22 protein-coding genes are annotated in these 24,107 nt (G+C 67.1%); 17 read left to right on the forward strand and 5 right to left on the reverse strand.

The genetic code is table 11. The features are described 5' to 3' along the window. The first annotated feature begins 30 nt into the window (after positions 1–30). Genes C5O27_RS15155 through C5O27_RS15165 form a run of 3 tightly spaced genes read left to right on the forward strand, consistent with a single transcriptional unit; the run spans position 31 to position 4,204 of the window. Positions 31–1,671, forward strand: coding sequence for an amidohydrolase (locus C5O27_RS15155; protein WP_035751605.1), 1,641 nt, complete (start codon positions 31–33; stop codon positions 1,669–1,671). Further along, a complete protein-coding gene (gene lnt / locus C5O27_RS15160; RefSeq protein WP_127963046.1) occupies positions 1,668–3,350 on the forward strand; it encodes an apolipoprotein N-acyltransferase in 1,683 nt (560 codons plus the stop codon). Before C5O27_RS15155 ends, lnt begins: the two co-directional genes overlap by 4 nt. An 8-nt stretch (positions 3,351–3,358) precedes the next feature. Continuing rightward, positions 3,359–4,204, forward strand: a complete 846-nt coding sequence (locus C5O27_RS15165; protein WP_035751607.1) for a polyprenol monophosphomannose synthase — start codon at positions 3,359–3,361, stop codon at positions 4,202–4,204. Between the two features lie 71 nt (positions 4,205–4,275). On the opposite strand, the gene C5O27_RS15170 is transcribed toward C5O27_RS15165, so the two are convergent. After that, complete coding sequence (locus C5O27_RS15170; protein WP_006360373.1) at positions 4,276–4,620, reverse strand: RNA polymerase-binding protein RbpA; 345 nt, start codon at positions 4,618–4,620, stop codon at positions 4,276–4,278. Positions 4,621–4,901: 281 nt separating this feature from the next. Here C5O27_RS15170 and C5O27_RS15175 point away from each other — a divergent pair, with 281 nt between their 5' ends. The 6 genes from C5O27_RS15175 to C5O27_RS15200 all read left to right on the forward strand — a co-directional run bounded on the left by C5O27_RS15175 (position 4,902) and on the right by C5O27_RS15200 (position 8,897). Then, complete coding sequence (locus tag C5O27_RS15175; protein ID WP_005199987.1) at positions 4,902–5,186, forward strand: hypothetical protein; 285 nt, start codon at positions 4,902–4,904, stop codon at positions 5,184–5,186. Continuing rightward, positions 5,183–6,280, forward strand: a complete 1,098-nt coding sequence (locus tag C5O27_RS15180) for a DUF475 domain-containing protein (protein ID WP_035751608.1) — start codon at positions 5,183–5,185, stop codon at positions 6,278–6,280. Before C5O27_RS15175 ends, C5O27_RS15180 begins: the two co-directional genes overlap by 4 nt. 216 nt (positions 6,281–6,496) lie before the next feature. After that, the gene (locus tag C5O27_RS15185) at positions 6,497–6,718 is read left to right on the forward strand and encodes a DUF3263 domain-containing protein (protein ID WP_006360370.1); all 222 of its coding nucleotides are present in this window, start codon (positions 6,497–6,499) and stop codon (positions 6,716–6,718) included. 54 nt (positions 6,719–6,772) lie between these two features. Continuing rightward, positions 6,773–7,102 carry a hypothetical protein gene (locus tag C5O27_RS15190; protein ID WP_127963047.1) on the forward strand — a complete coding sequence of 110 codons (330 nt, stop codon included), beginning with the start codon at positions 6,773–6,775 and terminating at the stop codon, positions 7,100–7,102. After that, positions 7,099–7,833, forward strand: coding sequence for a VOC family protein (locus C5O27_RS15195; RefSeq protein WP_042376276.1), 735 nt, complete (start codon positions 7,099–7,101; stop codon positions 7,831–7,833). The genes C5O27_RS15190 and C5O27_RS15195 overlap by 4 nt, the downstream gene beginning before the upstream one ends. A 92-nt stretch (positions 7,834–7,925) precedes the next feature. Next, complete coding sequence (locus tag C5O27_RS15200) at positions 7,926–8,897, forward strand: oxygenase MpaB family protein (RefSeq protein ID WP_127963048.1); 972 nt, start codon at positions 7,926–7,928, stop codon at positions 8,895–8,897. A gap of 223 nt (positions 8,898–9,120) precedes the next feature. Here the strand turns inward: C5O27_RS15200 and C5O27_RS15205 are convergent, their stop codons facing one another. Together C5O27_RS15205 and C5O27_RS15210 are read right to left on the reverse strand one after the other, a co-directional pair. Next, the gene (locus C5O27_RS15205; RefSeq protein WP_042378977.1) at positions 9,121–10,488 is read right to left on the reverse strand and encodes an IS1380 family transposase; all 1,368 of its coding nucleotides are present in this window, start codon (positions 10,486–10,488) and stop codon (positions 9,121–9,123) included. Between the two features lie 120 nt (positions 10,489–10,608). Then, positions 10,609–11,712 carry an NAD(P)/FAD-dependent oxidoreductase gene (locus C5O27_RS15210; protein WP_208651365.1) on the reverse strand — a complete coding sequence of 368 codons (1,104 nt, stop codon included), beginning with the start codon at positions 11,710–11,712 and terminating at the stop codon, positions 10,609–10,611. A gap of 69 nt (positions 11,713–11,781) precedes the next feature. Between C5O27_RS15210 and C5O27_RS15215 the strand changes: the two genes are divergently transcribed. The 5 genes from C5O27_RS15215 to C5O27_RS15235 all read left to right on the forward strand — a co-directional run bounded on the left by C5O27_RS15215 (position 11,782) and on the right by C5O27_RS15235 (position 18,174). Next, a complete protein-coding gene (locus C5O27_RS15215; RefSeq protein ID WP_035751613.1) occupies positions 11,782–13,011 on the forward strand; it encodes a glucose-1-phosphate adenylyltransferase family protein in 1,230 nt (409 codons plus the stop codon). Next, positions 12,990–14,690 (forward strand): phospho-sugar mutase, encoded by a 1,701-nt coding sequence (locus C5O27_RS15220; protein WP_127963049.1) that lies wholly within the window; start codon positions 12,990–12,992, stop codon positions 14,688–14,690. The genes C5O27_RS15215 and C5O27_RS15220 overlap by 22 nt, the downstream gene beginning before the upstream one ends. Before the next feature lie 39 nt (positions 14,691–14,729). Further along, positions 14,730–15,161, forward strand: a complete 432-nt coding sequence (locus tag C5O27_RS15225) for a helix-turn-helix transcriptional regulator (RefSeq protein ID WP_127963050.1) — start codon at positions 14,730–14,732, stop codon at positions 15,159–15,161. Positions 15,162–15,181: 20 nt separating this feature from the next. Further along, positions 15,182–15,592 (forward strand): VOC family protein, encoded by a 411-nt coding sequence (locus C5O27_RS15230; RefSeq protein WP_164905322.1) that lies wholly within the window; start codon positions 15,182–15,184, stop codon positions 15,590–15,592. 170 nt (positions 15,593–15,762) lie between these two features. Next, positions 15,763–18,174 carry an ATP-binding cassette domain-containing protein gene (locus tag C5O27_RS15235; RefSeq protein WP_127963052.1) on the forward strand — a complete coding sequence of 804 codons (2,412 nt, stop codon included), beginning with the start codon at positions 15,763–15,765 and terminating at the stop codon, positions 18,172–18,174. Between the two features lie 154 nt (positions 18,175–18,328). On the opposite strand, the gene C5O27_RS15240 is transcribed toward C5O27_RS15235, so the two are convergent. Continuing rightward, on the reverse strand, positions 18,329–19,591 hold the full coding sequence (locus C5O27_RS15240) for an HNH endonuclease (RefSeq protein ID WP_052362772.1): 1,263 nt from the start codon (positions 19,589–19,591) through the stop codon (positions 18,329–18,331). A 333-nt stretch (positions 19,592–19,924) separates the two neighbouring features. On the opposite strand from C5O27_RS15240, the gene C5O27_RS15245 reads away from it, so the two are divergent. The 3 genes from C5O27_RS15245 to C5O27_RS15255 all read left to right on the forward strand — a co-directional run bounded on the left by C5O27_RS15245 (position 19,925) and on the right by C5O27_RS15255 (position 23,249). Continuing rightward, positions 19,925–20,362: a globin domain-containing protein gene (locus C5O27_RS15245; protein ID WP_035751621.1), complete on the forward strand. Its 438-nt coding sequence runs from the start codon at positions 19,925–19,927 to the stop codon at positions 20,360–20,362. A gap of 93 nt (positions 20,363–20,455) precedes the next feature. After that, on the forward strand, positions 20,456–21,733 hold the full coding sequence (locus C5O27_RS15250; protein WP_127963053.1) for a glycosyltransferase 87 family protein: 1,278 nt from the start codon (positions 20,456–20,458) through the stop codon (positions 21,731–21,733). Between the two features lie 100 nt (positions 21,734–21,833). Then, on the forward strand, positions 21,834–23,249 hold the full coding sequence (locus C5O27_RS15255) for a cytochrome P450 (protein ID WP_187346496.1): 1,416 nt from the start codon (positions 21,834–21,836) through the stop codon (positions 23,247–23,249). A gap of 224 nt (positions 23,250–23,473) precedes the next feature. Here the strand turns inward: C5O27_RS15255 and C5O27_RS15260 are convergent, their stop codons facing one another. Further along, positions 23,474–24,073 carry an FKBP-type peptidyl-prolyl cis-trans isomerase gene (locus C5O27_RS15260; protein WP_035751723.1) on the reverse strand — a complete coding sequence of 200 codons (600 nt, stop codon included), beginning with the start codon at positions 24,071–24,073 and terminating at the stop codon, positions 23,474–23,476. Positions 24,074–24,107 lie beyond the last annotated feature (34 nt).

The raw sequence follows: 24,107 nt of genomic DNA on the forward strand, positions 1-24,107 counted from the left end.
TTCACTCACGGCAAGGCAGACTGAACGATCGTGGCAACCCAACTGCTTCTCGGCGGTGCCGTGTACTCGGCGGCCGCCCCCGACGCGACCGCGATGGCCATCACCGATGGGGTGGTGGTGTGGGTCGGTACCGATGACATCGGCCGGGCTCTCCACCCGGATGCGGAGATCGTCGACCTGAACGGGCTCTTCGTCAGCCCGGGTTTCGTCGACTCGCACGTGCACCTCACGTCGACCGGTCTCTCGCTCGACGGTCTCACCCTCAACGAGGCGACGAGCCGGACGCACTGCCTGCGTCTCGTCGGGAAGGCGGTGGCCGACGACGCCGCCGCCGGCCACGACGAGGGCGACCTGCTCTGGGGTCTCGGCTGGGACGACTCGACCTGGGAGGGCCCCGAACCCGAGGACGGCCGGTTCCCGACGACCAGCGAACTCGACGCCGTGGTCGGTGGCCGCCCGGTGTACCTGGCCCGCGTCGACGAACACTCCGCGGTCGCCTCGACGGCACTCCGTCGTCTCGTCCCGGAACTCGCGGGCGCCGTCGGCTACCACCCGGAGGAGCCGCTTGTCGCCGAGGCGCATCATCTCGTCCGCGGTGCGGCCCGCCTCCTCGTCACCGCCGCACATCGTGAACGGGCGCAGCGTCGTGCGCTCGACGTGGCCGCCGCGCACGGTGTCGTCGCCGTCCACGAGAACGGCGGCCCCGACATCAGCGGTATGGACGACTTCCTGGCCATCGCCGACCTCGACCACCCCGTCGAGATCCGCCGCTACTGGGGACAGACCGTCACCGACGCCGACCACGCGGCCGAGCTGATGACCATCACCCGCGCCCACGCCCTCGGCGGCGACCTCTTCATCGACGGCGCGATCGGGTCGCACACCGCGTGGCTCAACGAGCCGTACACCGACGCCCCGGACACCCGCGGCATCAGCTACCTCGACATGGAGACGATCCGCGATCATCTCCGCGGCTGCACACTGGCCGGTATCCAGTCCGGTTTCCACGTCATCGGTGATGCCGCCACCGGTGCCGTCGTCGCCGCGCTCACCGAACTCGCCGACGAGCTGGGCACCCCGGCGATCGCCCGCTGCGCCCACCGGCTCGAGCACGCCGAGATGGTCACCGCCCGCGACGCGGAGGTCCTGGCGCGCTGCGGCGTCATCGCCAGCATGCAACCGCACTTCGACGCCGAATGGGGCGGCGAAGGCGACCTCTACGACGCCCGACTCGGCAAGGCCCGCGCCGCAACGCTCAACGACTTCGCGATGCTCGCGAAAACCGGTGTGGCACTCTCGTTCTCGTCTGACGCTCCGGTCACGCCGATCGATCCCTGGTCGACGATCCGGGCCGCCGTGCACCATCATCAGCCGACCAACGCGATCTCCGCACGCGGCGCCTTCGCAGCGGCAACCCGCGGCGGCTGGCGCGCCGGCGGCATCAACGACGGTCTCACCGGCACCCTGACACCCGGCGCGCCAGCGAGCTACGCCGTCTGGGAGGTCGACGACCTCGTCGTCGCCGGCTCCCACGAGAAGGTGCAGCGCTGGTCCACCGACCCGCGTTCCCGTGTGCCCGCCCTGCCGGACGTCTCCCCGGGAGCCGAACTGCCGCGGTGCGTCCGGACCGTCCACCGCGGACAGGTCCTGTACGACCGGGCCGTCGGGTGAACGCCACCGACACGATGACGTCCGCCGAGGAGACCGAGGCGCGTTCGCGTCGCTTCACCCTGACCTGGGACTGGAGTCTCCGCACCCTGGCCGCGATCGTCGCCGGTCTGGCGATGTGGGCGGCCTTCCCGCCCCGCAACTGGTGGTTCCTCGCGGTCTTCGGGCTCGGCGTGCTGTTCTCCGCCCTGTACGTGCGGCGCCCGCGGGTGCGCACGGGTGCATGGGTCGGCTTCGTCTTCGGGCTCGCCTTCTTCATCCCGCTGCTGCCGTGGATCGGCGTCTACGTCGGGCCGCTGCCGTGGCTCGCATTGTCGGTGCTGCTGTCCGGGTACCTCGCCCTGTTCGGCGCGATCGCCACCCTGACCATGCGACTCCCGGTCCCGCCGGTCTGGTTCATGGTCTCCTGGGTGCTCGTCGAAGCCCTGCGATCGGCGTTCCCGTTCGGCGGGTTCCCGTGGGGGAGAGCCGCTTTCAGTCAAGTCGACGGCCCACTGCTACCACTGGCCTCCGTGCTGGGCGCCCCCGGGCTGTCCGCCGGCGTGGCGCTGTTCGGCGCGTCGGTCGCCTGGATGCTGGTCATCCTGGTCTCCGCCTATCGCCGATCCGCCCGATCGGCGGCGGCGCTCACCGGTGACCAGCCCTCGGGTTTCGTGCGGGTCGCGACCCTCGCCGTCGCCATCGCGCTGCTCGCGCCTGTGGCGGCGATCGCCCTCACACCGGCCACCATCGACCGCACCATCTCGTCGGAGTCGGTGCACATCGGGGCGGTCCAGGGCAACGTGCCCCGACTCGGCCTGGACTTCAACGCACAGCGTCGTGCCGTGCTCGACAACCATGTGCGCACCACCATCGGCTACGCCCAGGCGATCGATGCCGGCCTCGCCGCCCCGCCCGATTTCGTGCTGTGGCCGGAGAACGCCTCGGACATCTCGCCGCTGGACAACGCCGACGCCGCCGCGGAGATCACCGCCGCCTCCGAGGCGGTCGGCGCCCCGATCCTCGTCGGCACCCTGATCCGCAACTCCGACGGCCGCCCCACGAACTCGGTGCTCGTCTGGGACGGCGCGAAGGGACCGGTCGACCGCTACGACAAACACATCGTGCAGCCGTTCGGCGAATACCTGCCCTGGCGCCCGTTCTTCCGTCTCTTCTCGTCGTATGCGGACATGGCCGGCAACTTCAAGCCGGGCACCGGTCCCACCGTCGTGGACGTGCCCGGCCGCTCGGGTGAGGTCACGGTGGGTGTCGCGACCTGCTGGGAGGTCGCCTTCGACCGTGCGGCGCGCCAGTCGATCCGCGACGGGGCGCAGATGCTCTTCGTCCCCACCAACAACGCGACCTTCGGCCGCACCGAGATGACATACCAGCAGCTGGCGATGTCGCAGGTGCGCGCCGTCGAACACGGACGTGCCGTGGTCGTCGCCGCGACCAGCGGTGTGAGCGCGATCATCGACGCCGACGGCTCGATCACCGAACAATCCGGCGTCTTCTCCTCGGACGTACTGACCAGCACCCTCCCGCTGCACAACGGAACGACCCTCGCGACCCGCCTCGGGATGTGGCCCGAGGCCCTCGCGATCGTCGTGGCGGTGGGTGGTCTTTTGTTTGCGCTGGCCTCGCGTACTAGGTTCACACTCAAGCCACGCAGGGACGCCGCACGGGCGTCCGGTGACATTTAAGGAGCTCGATGGCATCGGGGATTGACGCCTCGGCAGGACAGCGGCAGTCAGGCGACGCGCCGCAGCCGGTGGTCGGCGCCGACGGAGCGGGCGCACTGGTCGTCGTGCCGACGTTCAACGAGCGCGACAACCTGCCGGTGATCGTCGAACGCCTCCAGGCCGCCCTGCCCGGCGTGCACCTGCTGGTGGTCGACGACTCCAGTCCGGACGGCACCGGCGAGGTCGCCGAGAAGCTGGCCCGCCAGGACGCCGAGGCACACGCCGAGAAGGGCGAGGAGTCGGGTCGCATCCACGTGCTGCACCGCGAGGAGAAGGACGGCCTCGGCAAGGCCTACCTTGCCGGTTTCGCGTGGGGCCTGAGCCGCGACTACCCGGTCATCGTCGAGATGGACGCCGACGGCAGTCACGCCCCCGAACAGCTGCACCGCCTGTTCGACGCCATCAACGACGGCGCCGACCTCGTGATCGGATCCCGGTACGTTCCCGGCGGCAAGCTGGTGAACTGGCCCAAGCACCGTGAGTTCCTCTCGCGCGGCGCCAACACCTACGCCCGCGTCGCTCTCGGCGCCAAGGTGCACGACATCACCGCCGGCTTCCGCGCCTACCGGCGCAGCGTGCTGGAGAAGATCCAGCTCGACACGGTCGAGTCGGCCGGTTACTGCTTCCAGATCGACCTGGCCTGGCGGACCGTGCGGGCCGGGTTCGATGTCCGCGAGGTGCCGATCACGTTCACCGAACGTGAGCTGGGCGTGTCCAAGATGAGTGGTGGCGTCATGTCGGAGGCCTTCACGATGGTCGCGCGCTGGGGCATCCAGAGCCGCCTCGAGCGCCTGGGCCTCGTCAAGAACTCCTAGCTCGGCATACACATACAGACCGGCCCGGCAGGTGTTCCTGCCGGGCCGGTCTGTATGTCAAGCGGTCGGGCTCAGTGCGAGATGCCCTTGCGACGTTGTTTCAGGAGGTCGAGGCGCTCGTTGAGAAGCACCTCGAGCTCTTCCTCGCTGCGACGCTCGAGCAGCATGTCCCAGTGGGTGCGCGGCGGCTTCGTCTTCTTCTCCTCGGGCTCTGCGCCCTCGAGGATCGTGCCTTCCATACCGTTCTTGCACGGCCACTTCGACGGCACCTCGGCGTCGTCGGCGAAAGGCACGTCGAAGATCTCACCGTTGTCGGTGCGGTACTGGACGATGCGACGTGGCGCGAGGTCGTGGTCGCGATCGGTCTCGTAGCTCACCGCGCCGAGGCGGCTACCCCGAAGTACTCGATCTGCCATGAAGGGTTCCTCTCAAAGCTTCGTCAGATTCTCAGTTTGCCGGATCTATCAGCTGTGTTCACGCGGCGTTCACCATCGAACGCAGCCAACTGAGTCGTCAACAGGAACATTCTACGCGCATTCCTCCCGGTGGCTCGCCACCGCCGACGACCCGTGTTGCCGGTGGCGGCTGCCGGACGTGCCGTGCCGGTCTCCGGGCGTCCGATCGGGGTACCGTCTCCGATGTGGAACAGGTCTCCCATCACCGGCGCCGCCCGTACAACTGTGCCTGGTGCGGCTCGATGATGGTCGACTCCGAACTCGGCCGGCGCCGCAAGTATTGCAAGCGTTCGTGCAGGCAGCGCGCCTATGAGCAGAGAACGCTCCTCGAGGGCACGTCCATTCCCGCCGACGCCGTGATCCTGTCCGCGGCCGAGGCCGCGGACTTCGGGGACCGGATGTTCGCCCTTCGCTGCGCCGCGGAGGACCTCGGCACCGCGGTCGCCGAACGCGCCGACCACGATGTCCTGGCAGAGCTGACCGACACCCTGCTCGAACTCGCGAAGGAAGCCGAGAAGCTGCGGTGATCACGCGCATCTTCGGCCTGTCCGCCGTCGTCTCGGTGGCGGCGCTGATCGTCGCCTATCTCTACCTCGGCTGGACCGGGCTCGCGCTGTGCGCCATCCTCGGCGTGCTCGAGGTGTCGCTGTCGTTCGACAACGCCGTCATCAACGCGACCATCCTCGAGCGGATGTCGGAGTTCTGGCAGCGCATGTTCCTGACCGTGGGCGTGCTCATCGCGGTCTTCGGGATGCGTCTGCTGTTCCCGCTGTTGATCGTCTGGATCACCGGCGGCCTGAATCCGGCCGAGGCGCTGCGGTTGGCCACCAACCCACCGCCGGAGGGGCAGACCCACTTCGCCGACGGCCAACCCAGCTACGAGACGATCCTCACCGAGGCGCATCCGCAGATCGCCGCGTTCGGTGGCATGTTCCTGTTGCTGCTGTTCCTGAACTTCGTGCTGACCGAGCGGGAGCGCACCTGGCTGACGTGGCTCGAGCGCCCACTGGCCAAGATCGGCAAGCTCGACCAGCTACCGGTCGTGCTCGCGTCGACCGGCCTCGTGCTCTGCGCGGAGTACCTCGCGTCCGACGACATCAGGGCCACCGTCCTGATCGCCGGGATCCTCGGCATGGTCACCTACATCACCGTCGACGGACTCAGTTCGCTGTTCATGTCCGACGGTCCGGAACACGACGAGCCGGGTCCGACCCGAGCGACCAGGGCGACCGGCAAGGCCGCGTTCTTCCTCTTCCTCTACCTCGAGGTGCTCGACGCGTCCTTCTCCTTCGACGGCGTGATCGGCGCGTTCGCGATCACCTCTGACCCGATCATCATCGCGCTCGGCCTCGGTTTCATCGGCGCGATGTTCGTCCGGTCCATCACGATCTACCTCGTGCGTACAGGCACGCTGGGGGAGTACCGGTATCTCGAGCACGGAGCGCACTGGGCGATCGGCGCGCTCGCCGTCATCCTCCTTCTGGGCGTGGAATTCCATATCGACGAGATCGTCACCGGCCTCGTCGGAGTGGCGTTCATCGGTGCCTCGCTCGCGAGCAGCATCCGGGCGAATCGACGCGACTCACGACGCCCGAAAACCCCGTCTTCGGTGAACGCCTGATGCCCCGATCGGAAGCGTTCGACGGGAATTCATGACCTTCCGGTGAACGTTCTGAGACACATTCGAATCACCCTGGGTCACTTACTCCCGACTGTCGGTCGACAGGTGTACAAAGGACTCCGTCGGTGACGTGCGTCACGCACGATCCCCGGGATTGCGCGACCGGGGCGAGGTGCCCCGGCACTACTTCGCAAACAGCACGCAGTTGGAGGTGGAATGAACGACAGGCAGCAGCAGATGATCCAGTTCGAGAAGTACTGGTACCCGCTGGGCGGTGGGTCGTCGAAGCAGATCATCGAGGAATTCGGGCTGTCTGATCGAGATTTCTTCACCGAGCTCAACCGGATCGTCGACGCCGATCCGCCGGAGGCCCTGAGCGCCGCCGAGCTACGCCGTATGCGTGAGGTCATCCGCCGTCGTCTGTGGATGGCCCGCTAGTCACGCGCCGGGCGCGGTTCTGCCGACGATCCGCGGTGAGGGGATAATCGATCCGTGCCCTTCTCCGACGACGATCTCGAATCGTTCTACCGCGAGATCGAGGCGCGGACGGCTTTCCACGAGCTGATGCACCGGCGCCCCGCGGCGCGAGCGGAGCGTCGGATCGAGACAGCCGAGTGTCCGACACCGGACAAGCTTCCCTTCTCGTCGCCGGCCGATGCGCTCGACGGCATCGACCGCATCAAGCGGCGAGCGCTGGGCACCCTGTCACTCCGCTACTACGAGTGCATGTGCGGTGCCTGGCACATCACCAGCTCGGCGCGGCTGACGTACCGACCCACCCCGCCGGGACCCCGTAGGCGGAAGGGTAAGAAGAAGCGGTGATCCCGCCGAACCCGTTCCCGACCGCGATCGTCGAACTCGCCTGCGCCGACCCCGCACTCGCCGCCCGTACTCACGCGAGCCTTCTCGGTCTCTCCGGTACGCCCGATGCCGATTCGCCGGCAGTGGTTCTCGGGAACACCGAGCTCCGGTTGCGTCAGGCACCCGCCGGGGATGCTGATGCCGAAGCCGATCACCGGGTGTATTTCACGGCCGACGACCTCCCGGCGATGCACCGGCTGCTGGTCCGACGCGGCTTCCCCGTGGTCGAGTCGACGCTCGGGGTGTTCGGCGAGACGGCCCCGCTCGGTGTCGCCGCCCGTGAGGCCGTGGGGGAGTCGACACATGCCGGGGACGTGACGGGGATGGACCACCTCGTCTTCACCTGCGACAACCGCGATCGGGCGGTCGCGCTGTTCGGCGGCGTGTTCGGCCTGGACTTCCGGCTCGACCAGCCGATCGGCGACAACGCCCGGCAGCTGTTCTTCCGCGCCGCTGACCTCATCGTCGAGGTCGTCACCGCCGCGACCTCGACCGAGCCGCCGACCCCCGCTGCGACCTCGCTGTGGGGTGTCGCCTGGCGGTCCACCGACGTCGAGGTGACCCACGCGCGTCTGTCGTCTGCGGGTTTGGCACTCAGTGAGATCCGTACGGGCCGCAAGAAAGGCACCCGCATCTTCACCGTCCGAGAACGCGCCCTCGGCACCCGCACGGTCATCATCGGTCCTGCTTGAGTGCCGAAACCTGGGTTTTCGGCGCCCCCTGCGCTAATCTGACTACGAATGTTGTCGAAAGACACGCTGTCGAAAACGACGTTGGGGGCACCATGACCGCGGTACACGACGAACCGACGACCGCCGCACTCGAGGACACCGATCGCCTGATCAACCACCGTGACGACGAGATCGAGCTGATCCCGCCGGATTCGCTGACTTCGCAGCTCACCGGGCTCTACACGTTCCTGCCGATCAACGGTGCCGCGTTCGTGATGCAGGTGATGCATCCGGTGATCGGCGATGTCGTCGACAAGTACTCGGTGTTCCGCACGGACCCGGTCGGGCGGGCGATCCGGTCCGCCGACTCGGTGCTGCGCTGGACCTACGGCGGTCAGGAAGCCATCGCCGAGGGGCACCGCCTGCGGAAGCTGCACCAGCCGCTGCAGATGCGCAACGCCGAGGGCAAGCACATCAGTGCGCTCAACCCGGAGGCCTACGCGTGGGTCATCGCGACCGCATTCCCGACGATGACCACGGCCGCGCCGCTCGTCCTCGGCCGTGAGTTCACACTCGAGGAGCGCACGGAACTACTCCGCGACAACCGTCGCATCGCGAAGATCGTCCAGGTCCCGATGAAGGGCTACCCGGAGACCCTCGAGGAGTTCGAGGAGTACTTCGACGACTTCGTCGAGAACAAGCTGGTCCGTCACCCGGTGGCGATCGAACTCATCGAGCAGATGCGTGCCGCCCCGCCGGTGCCGAAGACCGTTCCCAAGGCGCTGCGCCCGGCCGTCAAGAAGGTAGCCGCCACCGCGTCGGTCCCGTTCCAGGATTTCAACTACCTCACGACCGTCGGCGTCATGGATCCGCGCGTGCGCGAGATCCTCGGGCTGACGTGGACCAACGAGGAGCAGCGCCACCTCGAGAAGATCCACCGTCGCCTGCGGTTCGCCTACCGCACCCTGCCCGAGCGTGCGACCTACTTCCCGCTGGCCTACCACGCCCGTCGCCACCACGACGCGATCCAGGCCATGAAGAATCGCGAGAAGCAGAGCGCCGCTTACCAATACGCCGCCAAGTAGCTCCGCTCACGGGTCGCTCACGATCTCCGTTCCCGCTCACGCGGAAATCGTGAGCCGGTACAGAGATGATGAGCGGTTCGGCTCAGCCTTGATCCACCGACCGCATATGCGGCTGCGCTCCCATCGGGGTGAGGGTCGGGAAGGCGGATGTAGGCGTGACGGTATCGCCGGTCTGCCCGGCTTTTTCACTGGGGTCCTTGGTCGGGGCCGCTGGGGCCGGTGGTCAGTTAGCGGTCGCTGGTGGGCTGGTCGCGGAGGTGAACAGGGCTTGCCAGGCCGAGGCCCAGGGCCAGTCGGTGGGCAGGTGCAGGGTCAGTCGTCGTGCGGAGGAGGCGATGCGGGCGGGGATGTTGATCAGGTGGGTGCCGATGGTGGCCCAGCGGGCACGGGCATGTCGGGGTGAGGCCGCGGCGCCGGCAGCGCGGGCGAGGTTGAAGGCGATGACGGCATGGGCGAGCCAGGCGGCGTTGGCCGCGTATTTCCCTGAGGGCAGATGCGCCAGCGGCCCGTTCTTCAGTTCGGCGATGACCTGCTCGACGATGGCGTGATCGCGGTGATGGGCGTCGGCGTCGATCATCGGCAGGGTCGAGTTGGTGATGAACCCGTGGTGACGGTAGGTGGTGAACAACTCGTCTTGGCCATCGGCGCTGGCCGGGTTGAGGCGTTTGACGCGCCGCACGATCAACCGGCAGGTCACGTGGTCGCGTTTGCGGCGTGAGGTGAAGATCGTGACCGGGGTTTCGGCGACTTCGGCATCGGAAATCCAGCGCTGCTCGGCCTCGTCGTAGACGGCGTTGGTGTACTCGATCGGGGTCCATGCCGCCTCGTCGATGGCGGCGATCGCCGCGGTGATCTGTGGGTTGTGGCGGGCGGTGACCGAGAACCAGATGCCGGCCCGGATGGCGGCGGCGATGAAGGCGTGGCAGTAGTAGGCCGAATCCGCGCGGGCCAGGATCTGTCCGGTCACTCCGGCGGCGCGGGCGGTGTTGGCCGCCAGGGTGAGCAGGCGGCCGGAGCCGGTGTGGGAAGCGACGTTGCCGCGGCGGAGCCGGGCCCGGGCGATCACCGGTGCCGTCGTCGGGGTCGACAGTACGGCGAGCTGGGCGTTGAGGCCACGGACCTTGGAGTAGCCGAACGCAGCCGCCTGTTTGGCGTAGCCGTGGACTTCGCGGATGGTGTCGTCGATATCCAGAAATGCCAGCTCACCGGCCTCACCGAGGAGCGCCGGAACGGTTGCGGTCAGGCCGGCCAGGAGCCGGGTGGCCACGGCGTCGAGTTGCTGGACATGGCCGTGAGTGAACGAGCGCAGGTAGGTGCCCAAGGTCGAGGGTGCCCGTATCCCGGCGAAGAGCCGGTTCATCGCGCCGTGGCGGAGCAGGTCGAGGTCGTCGATGCTGTCGGCGCCGGCGAGCACGCCGGCCACGATGCTGGTCGACTTGAGGACCGGGTTGGGGCACTCCACGCTCAGGTGCCGCTCGCAGAGCTGGTGGAGGCCGGCGGTCTCGGCCAGGCGCATCACCGGGACCAGACCCGCCGCCGACACCAGGTTCGGGTCATCGAAAACTGGGGTGAGAGTGTGAGATGCTTTCATCTGCGAGATGCTCCTGTTTGGGCCGGAATTGTTGTTGTGGTAACTCCAATTCTCCAGCCCACCAGGGGCTCTCGCGTTCTACGACACGCTCAATCCCTCACATCATCGGTGGATCCAGGCTCAGAGACCGAGGACCCCGACGACGTACTCGCCGATCGCCAGGCACGAGGTGATGCCTGGCGACTCGATGCCGAACAGGTTGACCAGCCCGGCGTGCCCGTGTGTGGCCGGCCCGTGGATGGTGAAGTCCGCGGTCGCCTCGCCGGGGCCGCTGGTCTTGGGTCGGATTCCTGCGTATGCGGGAGTCAGTGTGCCCGAGGGCAATCCGGGCCAGTAGCGGCGGATCGACTCCTCGAACCCGGCCAGGCGTGTCTCGTCGACCGAGTAGTCGAGCTGCTCGCCGTCAACCCACTCCACGTCCGGGCCGAAGCGCGCCGCACCGGCGAGGTCCATGGTGAAGTGCACGCCCAGTCCGCCGTCGACCGGCACGGGATAGACCAGGTGCTCGAATGGTGCTCGTGCACCGGACAATCCGAAATAGTTGCCCTTCGCCAGGTGGCGCGGCGGGATCGGACCGTCGAACCCGTCCAGGGAGCGGGCAACGTCCCACGCACCCAGCCCGGCGCAGTTCACGAGCATCTTCGCCGACGCCGAGCCGGCCTCCGCAGTGTCGACGGTGACTCCGCCGCTGTCGACGTGCCCGCCGATCACCCTGCTGCGCAACGCCACTGCGCCGCCTGCGGACTCGAGGTCCCGTCGCAGAGCCCGGACCGTGCCGTCGACGTCGACGATCCCGGTCGACGGCGACAGCAGCGCGGCCACACCGTGCACATCTGGTTCCAGTTCGTGCAGTTCGGCACCGTCGATCCGTCGCAGATCGGCGACACCGTTCGTCAGTCCGTGCCGGAGCAGTACGTCGAGCCGGTCGGTCTGGGCGTCGTCGGTGGCCACGATCAGCTTGCCCGGGCGACGCCAGGAGACGCCGTGCTCGTCGCAGTACCGGGTGAGGAGTTCACGACCCCGCACGCACAACCGCGCCTTCAGACTGCCCTCGGGATAGTAGATCCCTGCGTGGATGACCTCCGAACTCCGCGAGGTCGTCTGCGTACCGACCGAGTCGGCCGCCTCGACGACGATCACCTCGCGCCCGGTCGAAGCCAGCGCATGAGCCACGGCCAGACCCACGATGCCGCCGCCCACCACCAGGCAATCGGTCCGTTCCACCGGGTTCTCCCTTCTCCTCGCCCATCCGATCATCCCGGTACAGATCGAGGTCTCGGGCACACTGGGCTGATGCGGCACTCTGATGTTCTCGCGATCGTGCAGGCCGGTGGGCGTGGTTCCCGGATGGAGGTGTTGACCGATCGACGGGCCAAACCGGCCCTGCCGTTCGCGGGGAACTATCAACTCATCGACTTCCCGCTGTCGAACCTGCACCACAGTCACGTCGACGACGTCTGGCTGTGCGTCCAGTACGAGGCGGAGACGCTGACCCAACTGGTCGCCGGCGGGCGCCCCTGGGACCTCGACCGCACGAGCGGCGGACTGCGGATCGTCATTCCCGAGCAGACCGACGCCCCGGAGACCGAGGACGGCTTCGCCACCGGCAACGCCGACCTTCTCTACCGGATCCGCGACCGCATTGCCGAACACGGACCGGCCGAGGTGATCGTCATGAGCGCCGACCACGTCTACGATTTCGACTTCCGCGACGCCCTCGACACCCACCGCAGCCGCGGCGCCGAATGCACCATCGTCACCACGACCTGTTCGCTGGAGGAGGCGTCCCAGCACGCCACGGTCACCTCCCGCCGCGACGGCACCGTCCGCGAGTTCCGCTACAAGCCCGACCGTGCGACGACCCGCACGATCGCCACCGAGATCTTCATCTACGACCCGCAGGTGCTCATCGAAGGACTCGAAGGCCTGGTGCGCGAGACGACGGTGGGTTCGGCCGAGGACGACACCGGGCTCGGCGACTTCGGCGAACACCTCGTGCCGTGGTTCGTCGACCGCGGAAAGACGGTTGCGCACGCGATGTCGGGGTACTGGATCGACGCCGGCCGGCCGGAGACCTACCTGCAGGCACATCGGGATCTGATCGACGGCAGGATCGACGTCTTCCGCGCCGAGCGACCGGTCCTGACGAACCAGCCGCAGCGCGCCGCGGCCCGGATAGAAACCGGGGCGGTCGTCGAGGACAGCCTCGTCAGCAGCGGCGCCCACGTGTGCGGAACCGTGCGACGCAGCGTCCTCGGACCGGGCGTGGTGGTGGAGAAGGGGGCCACCGTCGTCGACTCGGTTGTCTTCGCGGACTCCGTGATCGGCACCGGGGCGTCCGTGTCGTGGTCGATCCTCGACGAACGGGTCCGGGTGGGGCCGCGGGCGACGATCGGTGGCCATCCCCGAACCCGGCCGGTGCCGACCGAGAAGATCACGCTCGTGGGGATGGACACTCAGATCCTCCGGGGAGCGAAGGTCGCTCTCGGCGACCGCGTCGAATGTCACCGCCGGATCCGCTGACTGATAGCGTCGCGCGGGTGATCGAGACCGCGCGTACCTGGCGAGACCACGACCCGGATCCGGCGACCCGCGCCGAACTCGCCGGCCTCATCGAGGCAGCCGAATCCGGAGACGCCGCGGCCGCCGCCGATCTCGACTCCCGATTCCGCGGCCCGCTGACCTTCGGTACCGCAGGGCTGCGAGGCGAGGTCGGGGCGGGGGAGACCCGCATGAACGTCGCGGTGGTCACCCGCGCCACGTACGGCCTCGGCCGCCACCTCATCGAGACCGTCGGGCCCGATGCGCGCGCCGTCATCGGTTGCGATGCCCGGTACGGTTCCGATGCTTTCCTTGACGCCGCCGCCGAAGTCCTTGCCGCACAGGGCGTCACCGTGATGACGCTCCCTCGTCGGCTACCGACGCCGGTGACCGCGTACGCCACCCGCGCGCTCGACTGCGATGCCGGGGTGATGATCACCGCGTCGCACAATCCGCCTGCCGACAATGGCTACAAGGTGTACCTCGGTGGCCGCGCCACCGACTCTGCCGGTCGTGGCGTCCAGATCGTCCCGCCCGCCGACGAGCAGATCGCCGCCTTCATCGACTCCGCGCCGCCGGCTGACGAGATCACCCGCGACGCCGCCTCGGTCGTCGCCCTCGACGGTACGACTCTCGAGGCGTACATCGACCGGGCCGCCGCACTCCGGCCCGGCACCGGCCCCAGCCCGGTGCGCGTCGTCCTGACCCCGATGCACGGCGTCGGCGGTTCGACGGCACTCGCCGTGCTGAGCGCTGCAGGCGTCACCGACGTCCACGTCGTCGACGACCAGTTCTCTCCCGACCCCGATTTCCCGACCATCCCCTTCCCGAACCCGGAAGAACCCGGAGCCCTCGACCGTGCTCTCGATCTCGCCCGCCACGTCGACGCACATGTGGTGATCGCCCTCGATCCGGACGCCGACCGCTGCTCGGTCGCCACCCCCACCGACAGCGGCTGGCGGCAGCTCACCGGCGACGAGATCGGTTGGCTGCTGGGCGAACAGGCCGCCCGCGACGCCGGTCGCAACGGGAACACGCTCGCCTGCTCGATCGTGTCGAGCCGGCTGCTGGGGAAGATCGCCGCCCATCACGGACTTCGGTTCGCCGCGACCCTCACCGGCTTCAAATGGATTGCCCGGACACCGGATCTACGGTTCGGCTACGAGGAGGCCATCGGGTACTGCACCGATCCGGACTCTGTGCGGGACAAGGACGGGATCTCCGCGATGGTCCGGGTCATCGGTCTCGTCGAAGAACTCGCCGCCGCCGGACGCACGCTCGTCGACCTCCTCGACGACCTTGCACGCCGCCACGGCCTGCACGCGACCGCCCCGCTGACGATTCGCGTCGACGACGTCGCCGAGATCGGACAGATGATGGACCGGTTACGCACCACGACGATCGACGCACTCGCCGGCTCCCAGGTCGTCGAGGTCCTCGACCTCGCCACGGGTTCCGGCGACCTTCCGCCCACCGATGCACTCGTCCTCCGCACGGCCACCGACGACCGGGTCATCGTGCGGCCGTCGGGGACCGAACCGAAGCTGAAGTGCTACCTCGAGGTCGTCCTCGATTGTGCGGACACCGAGGTCCCGCACGTCCGCGCCGCCGAACGGCTCCAGGAGCTCAGCGCCGACATCGCCGCAGTTCTGCGCGGCTGAGTGGGTCCCGCGCGCCGGTTGACGATCTACGATCGACGGGTGCCCCGATCCGATTCCGACCAGCAGTTACGTGACCTGACCCTGCTCCGACAGGTCCGTGACCGGATCGACCGTGAGTACGCGCAGCCGCTCGACGTCGAGGCGCTGGCGCGGGGCGTCAACATGTCGGCCGGGCATCTGAGCCGTCAGTTCCGTCAGACCTATGGTGAGTCGCCGTACTCCTACCTGATGACCCGCCGCATCGAGCGGGCGATGACGCTGCTGCGCCGGGGCGATCTCAGCGTCACCGAGGTGTGTTTCGAGGTCGGCTGTTCGTCCCTCGGGACGTTCAGCACACGGTTCACCGAGCTCGTCGGGGTACCGCCGACGGTGTATCGCGAGCAGTCCGCCGATGCCACCGACGGAATCCCTGCGTGCATGGCCAAGAACATCACCAGACCGATCAGGAATCGAGAAGCGCAGCGGGGGTGAGGATGCCTAGCCTGACATCCATGAACATCAGCATCCAGTACGCATTCCTCCCACACACCGATGGCGAAGCAGCTCTCGGCTTCTACCGCGACATCCTCGGCTTCGAGGTCCGCAAGGACGTCGGATACGAGGGCATGCGTTGGCTGACGGTCGGCCCGCCGAATCAGCCGGGCACGTCGATCGTGCTGTACCCGCCGGCCGCCGAACCGGGCATCACGGACGCCGAACGGCAGACCATCCTCGAGTTGGTCGCCAAGGGCAGCTACGGCGCGCTCACCCTCGCCACCGAGGACCTCGACGGACTGTTCGAGAAGCTGCAGGCCAGTGGCGTCGACATCGTGCAGGAGCCGATGGACCAGCCCTACGGCGTCCGCGACGCCGCGGTGCGGGACCCTTCCGGCAACCTGATCCGTATCGACCAGGCGGCCTGAAAGGTGTGCGGCGCCGGTCGATTGCCGCCACGTGAAGCGCTCGCCGGGGGAGTTGCCGAATCGCCGATGACTCTCCTGGTTGGATCGAGTCAGACCAGTACGCCAACGGAAATCCTGCCCGACCACGACGATGGCTGCGCACCGAGACGCGCCGCCGCGATGGAGACACGATGAGCCCTGCCTCGCGCACGAAGTCGACGCCCCGATCCGCCCCGGTCGACGAGTACGACACCCATCCTGCCGACACCCACGACCGCATCCGGGTGCACGGGGCCCGCGAGAACAACCTCAAGAACGTCGACGTCGAGCTGCTCAAACGGCGGCTGACCGTGTTCACGGGTGTGTCGGGGTCCGGTAAGAGCTCTCTGGTCTTCAGCACGATCGCCGCCGAATCGCAGCGTCTGATCAATGAGACGTACAGCGCCTTCGTGCAGGGCTTCATGCCGTCGATGGCCCGGCCCGATGTCGACGTCCTCGAAGGACTCACCACGGCGATCATCGTCGACCAGGAACGCATGGGCGCGAACGTGCGGTCGACGGTCGGCACCGCTACCGACGCGAACGCGATGCTGCGAATCCTGTTCAGCCGCTTGGGGAAACCGCATATCGGTTCGCCGCAGGCGTTCTCGTTCAACGTCGCGTCGATCAGCGGCGCGGGTGCGGTCACCGTCGAGAAGGGCGGCCAGAAGGTCAAGGAGCGCCGCAGCTTCTCGGTCACCGGCGGCATGTGTCCGCGCTGTGAGGGCCGCGGCGATGTCTCCGACTTCGACCTGACCGCGCTCTACGACTCGTCGAAATCACTCAACGAGGGCGCCCTGACGATCCCCGGTTACACGATGGACGGCTGGTACGGGCGGATCTACCGGGGCTGCGGCTACTTCGACCCCGACAAGCCGATCGCCAAGTACACCAAGAAGCAGCTCAACGACCTGCTTTACAAGGAACCGACGCGAATCAAGGTCGACGGCATCAACGTCACCTTCGAGGGTCTGATCCCCAAGATCCAGAAGTCGATGCTGAGCAAGGACCGCGAGGCGATGCAGCCGCACATCCGCGCCTTCGTCGACCGCGCCATCACCTTCCAGACCTGCCCGGACTGTGAGGGCACCCGACTCACCGCCGAGGCCCGGTCGTCGAAGATCAATGGCATCTCCATCGCCGACGCCTGCTCGATGCAGATCAGCGATCTGGCGCAATGGGTCGCCGAACTCGACGAACCGTCGGCGGCGCCCCTGATCAAGTCGCTCCGCGAACATCTCGACGCATTCGTGGACATCGGCCTGGGCTATCTGTCCCTCGACCGCCCGGCGGGAACGCTGTCGGGCGGTGAAGCCCAGCGCACCAAGCTGATCCGTCACCTCGGATCGTCACTCACCGACGTCACCTACGTCTTCGACGAGCCGTCGATCGGATTGCACCCTCATGACATCGCGCGCATGAACGACCTCCTCCGGGCCCTACGCGACAAGGGCAACACGGTGCTCGTCGTCGAGCACAAGCCCGAGGTCATCGCCATCGCCGACCGCGTCGTCGACCTCGGTCCGCGAGCCGGCACCGACGGCGGCGAGATCGTCTTCGAGGGCACGGTCGAAGAACTCCGCGCCGCCGACACCCTGACCGGCCGTCACCTCGACGACCGCGCGTCGGTCAAACCCGACGTCCGCACACCCAGCGGTGCTTTCGAGATCCGCGGCGCGAACATGCACAACCTGCAGAACGTCGACGTCGACATCCCGCTCGGTGTCCTGGTCGTGCTGACCGGCGTCGCGGGGTCGGGCAAGAGTTCGCTGATCACCTCGTCGGTCGCCGGCGCCGACGGCGTGGTCTCGATCGATCAGACGGCGATCAAGGGTTCGCGACGCTCCAACCCGGCCACCTACACCGGACTGCTCGAACCGATCCGCAAGGCGTTCGCCAAGGCCAACGGCGTCAAACCGGCTCTGTTCAGCGCCAATTCGGAGGGCGCCTGCCCGAACTGCAACGGCGCGGGTGTCGTGTACTCCGACCTCGCCATGATGGCCGGCGTCGCGGCCCCGTGTGAGGTGTGCGAGGGCAGGCGTTTCCAGGCCGAGGTCCTCGAATACACCCTCGGCGGCCGCAACATCAGTGAGGTCCTCGAGATGTCGGTGGCGCAGGCCGAGGAATTCTTCGCCGATGGTGACGCCAAACTGATTGCAGCGCACAAGATCCTGCGTCGCATGGTCGATGTCGGACTCGGCTACATCAAGGTCGGTCAGCCGCTGACGACCCTGTCCGGCGGCGAACGCCAGCGTCTGAAGCTGGCGACGCACATGGGGGAGAAGGGGGACGTCTACATCCTCGACGAGCCGACAACCGGCCTGCACCTCGCCGACGTCGAACAGCTCCTCGGGCTGCTCGACCGGCTCGTCGACTCGGGTAAGTCGGTGATCGTCATCGAGCATCACCAGGCGGTGATGGCGCACGCGGACTGGATCATCGATCTGGGCCCCGGTGCCGGCCACGACGGCGGTCAGATCGTTTTCGAGGGGACTCCGGCGGACATCGTCGCCGATCGATCCACCCTGACCGGACAGCATCTGGCCGAGTACGTCGGAGCCTGATTGCCCGGCGTTCCGTCCTGCCCAGCGCAACTGCCGGGCAGGACGGAGCCCGTGGGCTCGCAGTGTTCACACTGTGTACTTGTCAAAGATCGAATGCGGTCCCGGCTCTGTGCTCGTATGCCGGGTGCGAGAAGGTGCTACGCGAAAGCTGGCGTCATGCGGCGTCGTCGAGGCGCATGGTGCGGCGGTTGTAGGCGGGGCAGGGCCGACGCTGTGGGTCGATCTCGACGGGCGGGACGAGCCACGGGTGTCGATCGAATCCCATGACGACGTCCCATCCGTGGTGATGAACCTGGGTATGGCAGCGCTGACACAGCAGGCAGCCATTGTCGAGATCGGTGTTTCCGCCGTCACTCCAGTGCTCGACGTGGTGCACCTGCGTATGAGACGGCGGTGCACCGCATTTGATGCAGAACTCATCGCGGATGATGATCGCTCGTCGCAGATGCGCTGGGAACAGTCGCTGGTCTCGGCCCATCTGCAGTGGCACGGTCTCGGCGTCGATGACGATCTCGGACACCGAGCCGTCGCATGACACTTGTCGCGCGGTCGAGTGTGTGACCGAGCCTGTCCACGGCAGCGCGGCGGGATCCTCACCGTTCGCCGGGATCGTCAGCACGATCTGGGTGCGTGGCGACCCCGCGCTGTCGACGGACGCGCCGAGAGCTGCCTGGTCCAGTAGTAGTTCGAAAGCGTCGGCCCGGCGTTGTTCGGCCGATCGTCGATCGTCCGCGCCGTCCGGCTCTGGGCGAGGTGCCGCACGCTCGTCGATCATCGCTGCGAACTTCTCACCGATCACCTGCGTGACATTGGCGCGGATGTCGATCCGAGCGTCATCCGTCACGCTGTGATTGAGCGTGTTCAATGAGCGATCGTCGGGTGCGGGAACGCCCGTGTCCACTGACTCGGCGACGTCGTTGCCGATCCGCCGGGCGAAGGTCTGGACCTCGGCGGGCGTCGCTCCCGAGAGGGCTTGGCTGACGAGCTGGGACTCGAATTCGGCCCGATCACCGTCGGAGAGGTCGTCAGGCGAGCGTTTCTCGATGAGTGCGACCCCGCTGACGACGGCGTCGACGACCTCGACCGACAGTCGCCCATCCGCAGCGTGTCCGACCACCTTGCCGAGGCCGTACAGGCCAGCGAGGATGCGCATGAGCCGGGAAGCTGCGGATGGTGGGAATCCCATCTCGATCAGCAGTCGCTTGGTGGTGGAACCGGATCTTTCCGCCAACTGACTCTGTCCGAGTTGCGCTGTGTGACAGACGATCTTGTGGTCGACGACGTTGCGCATCTGTCGCAATGAATCGATTTCTTCGAATGTTGCTCTCCCAGAGGGGTCGTCAACCGGAGGGGTGATCGCGATGAGCTGGTCGAGGAGGGAGTCGAGCTTTGCCATGACCCCAATGTACTCAAACATACGTTCGGGTACCAGGTTTCTCCACAGCCGTTCGGAACGTCAGAAACGCGGAGTTGCAATATCTTTCACATTCGTTAACTGCATCGTCGTCTCTGGTGATCAACAGTCACAGGCGTTACGCAATGCGGACGAAGAGGGGTGGGTTTGTCTTTCTTCTTGGCTCATTCTCTTCTGGCTGCTCGGTGACGAGGTGGACTCGCAGAACAATCCGGTCGACCGAGGCGACCGCCCGGCGTCCATCTCACACGCACCCAAGGTGCTTGTGAGATCACCGTTACGCAGCTCTTGCGGCACGACATTCCGGACGCAACGCCGCAGCGGCAGGGTCTGTGCATGGACAAGCAACTCTTGGAAGAAAGCCTGACCCTCGTCGATCTACCCGATTCCGGTCTCACCGTCCGGTTCTACGAGATCCTCTTCGAGCGCTATCCCGGCGTGAAGCCGATGTTCCAGCGGGACACCCGCGTCCAGGCTGAGATGCTGCGCACCGCCGTCGTCTCGGTCCTCGACCATCTCGAGGACGCGGCGTGGCTGACGACCAACCTGCACGCCCTCGGCAAGCGGCATGCGAGCCTCGGCGTCACCAGGCCGATGTACAGCGCGGTCGCCGAATGCATGATCGCCGCCATGGGTGAGATCGGCGGTGAGTCGTGGACGCCGGCGATGACCTCGGCGTGGGAGGAAGCGTTGGGCGCGGTCGCCACGATCATGCTCGACGGCTATCCCGACGAAGCCACGTCGGAGACCGCTGAAGAATCCGGCGCTGCCTGAGCCCTGAACACACAACCACCTCAGCGGGGTCGCCGCCGCCCCCGCTGACTCTCAGTTCCACCGCGATACGATCCCGCTCGGAAGAGAGGGCTCGTGACAGTTGTGGACATTCCCCGGTCGGTGATCGATCGCTATCTCCGTTCGGCGTGGGCGCGAAGGCTGACGCTCGTCGTCTTCCTCGTCAGTGCGGCGATCGCGATCTTCGTACTCCCGAACCATCCGCCGGTGCCCTATCGCATCGATTTCGACGTCTATCGCATGGGCGGCCGCGTCTTCCTCGACGGCGGTGACCTCTACGGCACCCTTCCGACGCTCGGCGGCGGCTCCTATCTGCCGTTCACCTATCCACCCCTGGCGGCGGCCTTGTTCTCCGTGTTCACCGTCGTCCCGTTGGGACTGGGTCAAGCGCTGTTCACCGCTGCGACCATCGCCTGCCTGCTGGTGGTCTGCCGGATCGTGGTGGCCCACCTGACCGACCGCTCGTCGTCGGATCTCTGGTGGCTGGCGACCGCCGCGACCACCATCGGCCTGTGGCTCGAACCGGTCCGCGACACTCTGAACTTCGGGCAGATCAACATCGTGTTGATGACCCTCGTCGTCGTCGACGCCCTGCTCGGGCGAGGGCGTTGGTGGCGCGGCCTGCTGGTCGGTCTGGCCATCTCGATCAAGCTCACCCCGGCGGTCTTCCTGCTGCTGTTCTTCCTCCGACGCGACTGGCGAGCACTCGTCGTCGGCGCGGTGTCGGCCGTCGCCTATGCCGGCATCGGGTATCTGCTGGCGGCCGACGACTCCGTCACCTACTGGACATCCACCCTGTTCGACACCGAACGCATCGGTAGTCCGCAATTCGCCAACAACCAGTCGGTGAAGGGCGAGGTGGCCCGACTCGGCTTCGAGTCGGAGCTCATCTGGTTCGGCGCGGCTCTCGTCGTCGGACTGCTCATCGCGTGGTCGGCGTGGCGCCTGCTGTCCGCGTCGGAGGCCTCTGCGAATGGTCGCGACGAGACGCTCGAGGTCGCGGCCGTGATGACCGTCGCCTTCGCCTGGCTGTTCTGCTCACCGGTCGCCTGGGACCACAGCTGGGTCTGGATCGTGCCGCTGCTCCTGGTGCTGATCGCACTGGCCGCACGCCTGGAGGCGTCGAGAATCTGGTGGTGGATGGTCGGCACCGGGCTGATCATCTTCGCCTACGCCCCGCATCAGCACGTCCCGCAGCGCTACGACGCCGAGCTGTCGTGGGCCTGGTGGCAGCACGTCATCGGGTCGTCGTACCTGGTCTGGGGACTGGTCGTGATCGTCTCCTTCGGCGTGCTCGCACCACGCCTGGCCTCGAACTCTGTCGGTGAAATCGTGAATAGCCGAGGGAACTGAGCGGCTGACACAGACTCGCCTCTTGAAACAACTGTCAAAATCCGTTCCAATGGTGCATAGTGACCTAAGGCACAACGGATCAACGGGGAGTGGCAAGGACATGGCTAGTCGGAAGAAGCAGATGCAGACCGCGCTCGGCAAGCTGAGCAGCATGTACCCGAGCAAAGAGCGCCCGCTGGCCGAGCCACCTGCGGGTTCAGGCCTCAAGCCGGTCATGGGTGATCCCGGTATCCCGTACCTGGGCAACACCCTTCAGGCCCTCGCGGACCCGCTGCAGTCGGCGATGGACCGCTTCGAGCGGTACGGCCAGGTGTCCTGGTCGGGTGCCCTCGGCATGAACATGGTGACCCTCGTCGGCCCCGACGCCATCGAGGCCGTGTGGATGAACCGCAACAAGGCGTTCTCCAGCGAGCTCGGCTGGGAGCCGATGATCGGTCCGTTCTTCCGCCGTGGCGTCATGCTCATGGACTTCGACGAGCACATGCAGCACCGCCGCATCATGCAGCAGGCCTTCAGTCGCCCGCGCCTGAACGGCTATCTGGACATCATGACCCCGCACATCGAGAAGACCCTCGCCAACTGGCAGGTGGGCAAGGGCTTCCACATGTACTCCAACACCAAGGACCTGACGCTCTCGCTTGCCACCGAGGTCTTCATGGGTGCGCACGTGAGCGAAGCCGAGGCGCATCGCCTCGAGAAGGCCTTCGAGGCCGCGGTCCGTGGCGGTCAGGCGATGGTCCGCAAGGATGTCGGCAACTGGACCTGGGCGCAGGGACTCCGCGGCCGCGAGGTCCTGCAGGAGTACTTCCGCTCCGAGATCCCGCTGCGCCGCGGCAGCGACGCCGACGACCTGTTCACCGTCCTCTGCAACAGCGAGAGCGACGAGGGTGAGACCTTCACCGACGAGGACATCGTCAACCACATGATTTTCGTGATGATGGCCGCGCATGACACGTCCACCATTGCGCTGTCGATGCTGACCTACTTCCTGGGTCGCCATCCGGAGTGGCAGCAGCGTCTGCGCGAGGAGTCGCTGGCCCTCAACAAGCCGACGATCGACTACGACGACGTCGACAAGCTCCCCAGCATGGAACTCGCCTTCAAGGAGACCCTGCGCCTCAACGCCCCCGTCGGCATGCTCTTCCGGATGGCGATCGAGGACACCGAGATCTGCGGCCACTACATTCCGAAGGGCACCCTGCTGGCCATCCACCCCTGGGCGACCATGCTGCGCAAGGAATGGTGGCCGAACCCCACCCATTTCGACCCCGAGCGCTTCTCGGCCGAGCGTCGCGAGGACAAGGTCCACCGCTTCGCCTGGGCCCCGTTCGGCGGCGGCGCACACAAGTGCATCGGCCTGTACTTCGGTGGCATGGAGGTGAAGTCGATCCTGCACCAGATGCTGCAGCGCTTCGAGTGGACCGTCCCGGCCGGCTACAAGCCCGAACTCACCTACGGCACCGGACCCACCCCGGCCGACGGTCTGCCGATCGACATCCGGCACCGCGCGCTGTAACGAGCGAGTTCTTCCGTCCAGCACGAGGCTCCGCAAACCGGTCGACTTCAACCCGACCTGCAGACTTCGATCGACGTCTGCCGGTCGAGTTGAGGTTCGGCAGTCGGAAACGAGGAGCGGTCGACGCCACCACTCGCTCCCTGAGGTGCGAGGAGCGATAGCGACGAGCCACGAAGGGCTGGTGACCAAACGGCCACCAGCCCTTCGTATTTCGTTCTAGATCCCTAAGACGCCGCGAGAATTCCGATCTCGAAGATGAGCGTGTCGCCGGGCTCGATCCCGGCGCTCGGCTGTCCCTGGGCGTAACCGTCGGCCGACGTCATCGCGACGCCTACCTTGGAACCGACCTTCTGCCCGGCGATCGCCTTGCTGAAGCCGGGGATCACGCCGTTCAGCGGGAAGTCGACGGGAGTGCCGCTCTGGTAGGCGCTGTCGAACTCCTCGCCGTTGCGTCCGTTGACGCCGACGTAGCAGACGGTGACCGATGCGGTCTCGGCGACGACGGGCCCGTCGCCCTCGACGAGGGTTTCGACCACGGTCTGATCGACGCTGAACGGCGACTGGACGGTGATCTTCGGCGCCTCGTTCTCGGTGGCGGCGACCATCTCCATCTCGCCGGTGGCGCCCTTCAAGGTCCACTGCGGCTCGGCGCCGTCCTTGGCCGACGCGGTGGGGCAGCTGGTCGGAGCCGAACCGGTGTCGGTGCTGCCGGCTGCGGCGGTACCGGTGGCTTCGGTTGTGCCGGAATCGGAATCGGAGTCGGAGCTACAGCCGGCCACCGCGAGGACGAGGGCCGCGCCGAGCGCGAGCGTCGCATTCTTCATGTTCACCCTGGTCACGCTACCCGAGCGGCCGGTG

It is taken from the genome of Gordonia alkanivorans (assembly GCF_004011905.1).
In the GTDB taxonomy this organism is placed as follows: domain Bacteria; phylum Actinomycetota; class Actinomycetes; order Mycobacteriales; family Mycobacteriaceae; genus Gordonia; species Gordonia alkanivorans.

Coding starts and splice junctions, on each gene's coding strand:
- C5O27_RS15200 (WP_127963048.1), top strand. CDS start 7,926: ATGACCGCGGTACACGACGAACCGACGACCGCCGCACTCGAGGACACC.
- C5O27_RS15170 (WP_006360373.1), bottom strand. CDS start 4,620: ATGGCAGATCGAGTACTTCGGGGTAGCCGCCTCGGCGCGGTGAGCTAC.
- C5O27_RS15230 (WP_164905322.1), top strand. CDS start 15,182: ATGAACATCAGCATCCAGTACGCATTCCTCCCACACACCGATGGCGAA.
- C5O27_RS15220 (WP_127963049.1), top strand. CDS start 12,990: ATGTCACCGCCGGATCCGCTGACTGATAGCGTCGCGCGGGTGATCGAG.
- C5O27_RS15255 (WP_187346496.1), top strand. CDS start 21,834: ATGGCTAGTCGGAAGAAGCAGATGCAGACCGCGCTCGGCAAGCTGAGC.
- C5O27_RS15215 (WP_035751613.1), top strand. CDS start 11,782: ATGCGGCACTCTGATGTTCTCGCGATCGTGCAGGCCGGTGGGCGTGGT.
- C5O27_RS15205 (WP_042378977.1), bottom strand. CDS start 10,488: ATGAAAGCATCTCACACTCTCACCCCAGTTTTCGATGACCCGAACCTG.
- C5O27_RS15175 (WP_005199987.1), top strand. CDS start 4,902: ATGATGGTCGACTCCGAACTCGGCCGGCGCCGCAAGTATTGCAAGCGT.
- C5O27_RS15235 (WP_127963052.1), top strand. CDS start 15,763: ATGAGCCCTGCCTCGCGCACGAAGTCGACGCCCCGATCCGCCCCGGTC.
- C5O27_RS15185 (WP_006360370.1), top strand. CDS start 6,497: ATGAACGACAGGCAGCAGCAGATGATCCAGTTCGAGAAGTACTGGTAC.
- C5O27_RS15245 (WP_035751621.1), top strand. CDS start 19,925: ATGGACAAGCAACTCTTGGAAGAAAGCCTGACCCTCGTCGATCTACCC.
- C5O27_RS15240 (WP_052362772.1), bottom strand. CDS start 19,591: ATGTTTGAGTACATTGGGGTCATGGCAAAGCTCGACTCCCTCCTCGAC.
- C5O27_RS15260 (WP_035751723.1), bottom strand. CDS start 24,073: ATGAAGAATGCGACGCTCGCGCTCGGCGCGGCCCTCGTCCTCGCGGTG.
- C5O27_RS15165 (WP_035751607.1), top strand. CDS start 3,359: ATGGCATCGGGGATTGACGCCTCGGCAGGACAGCGGCAGTCAGGCGAC.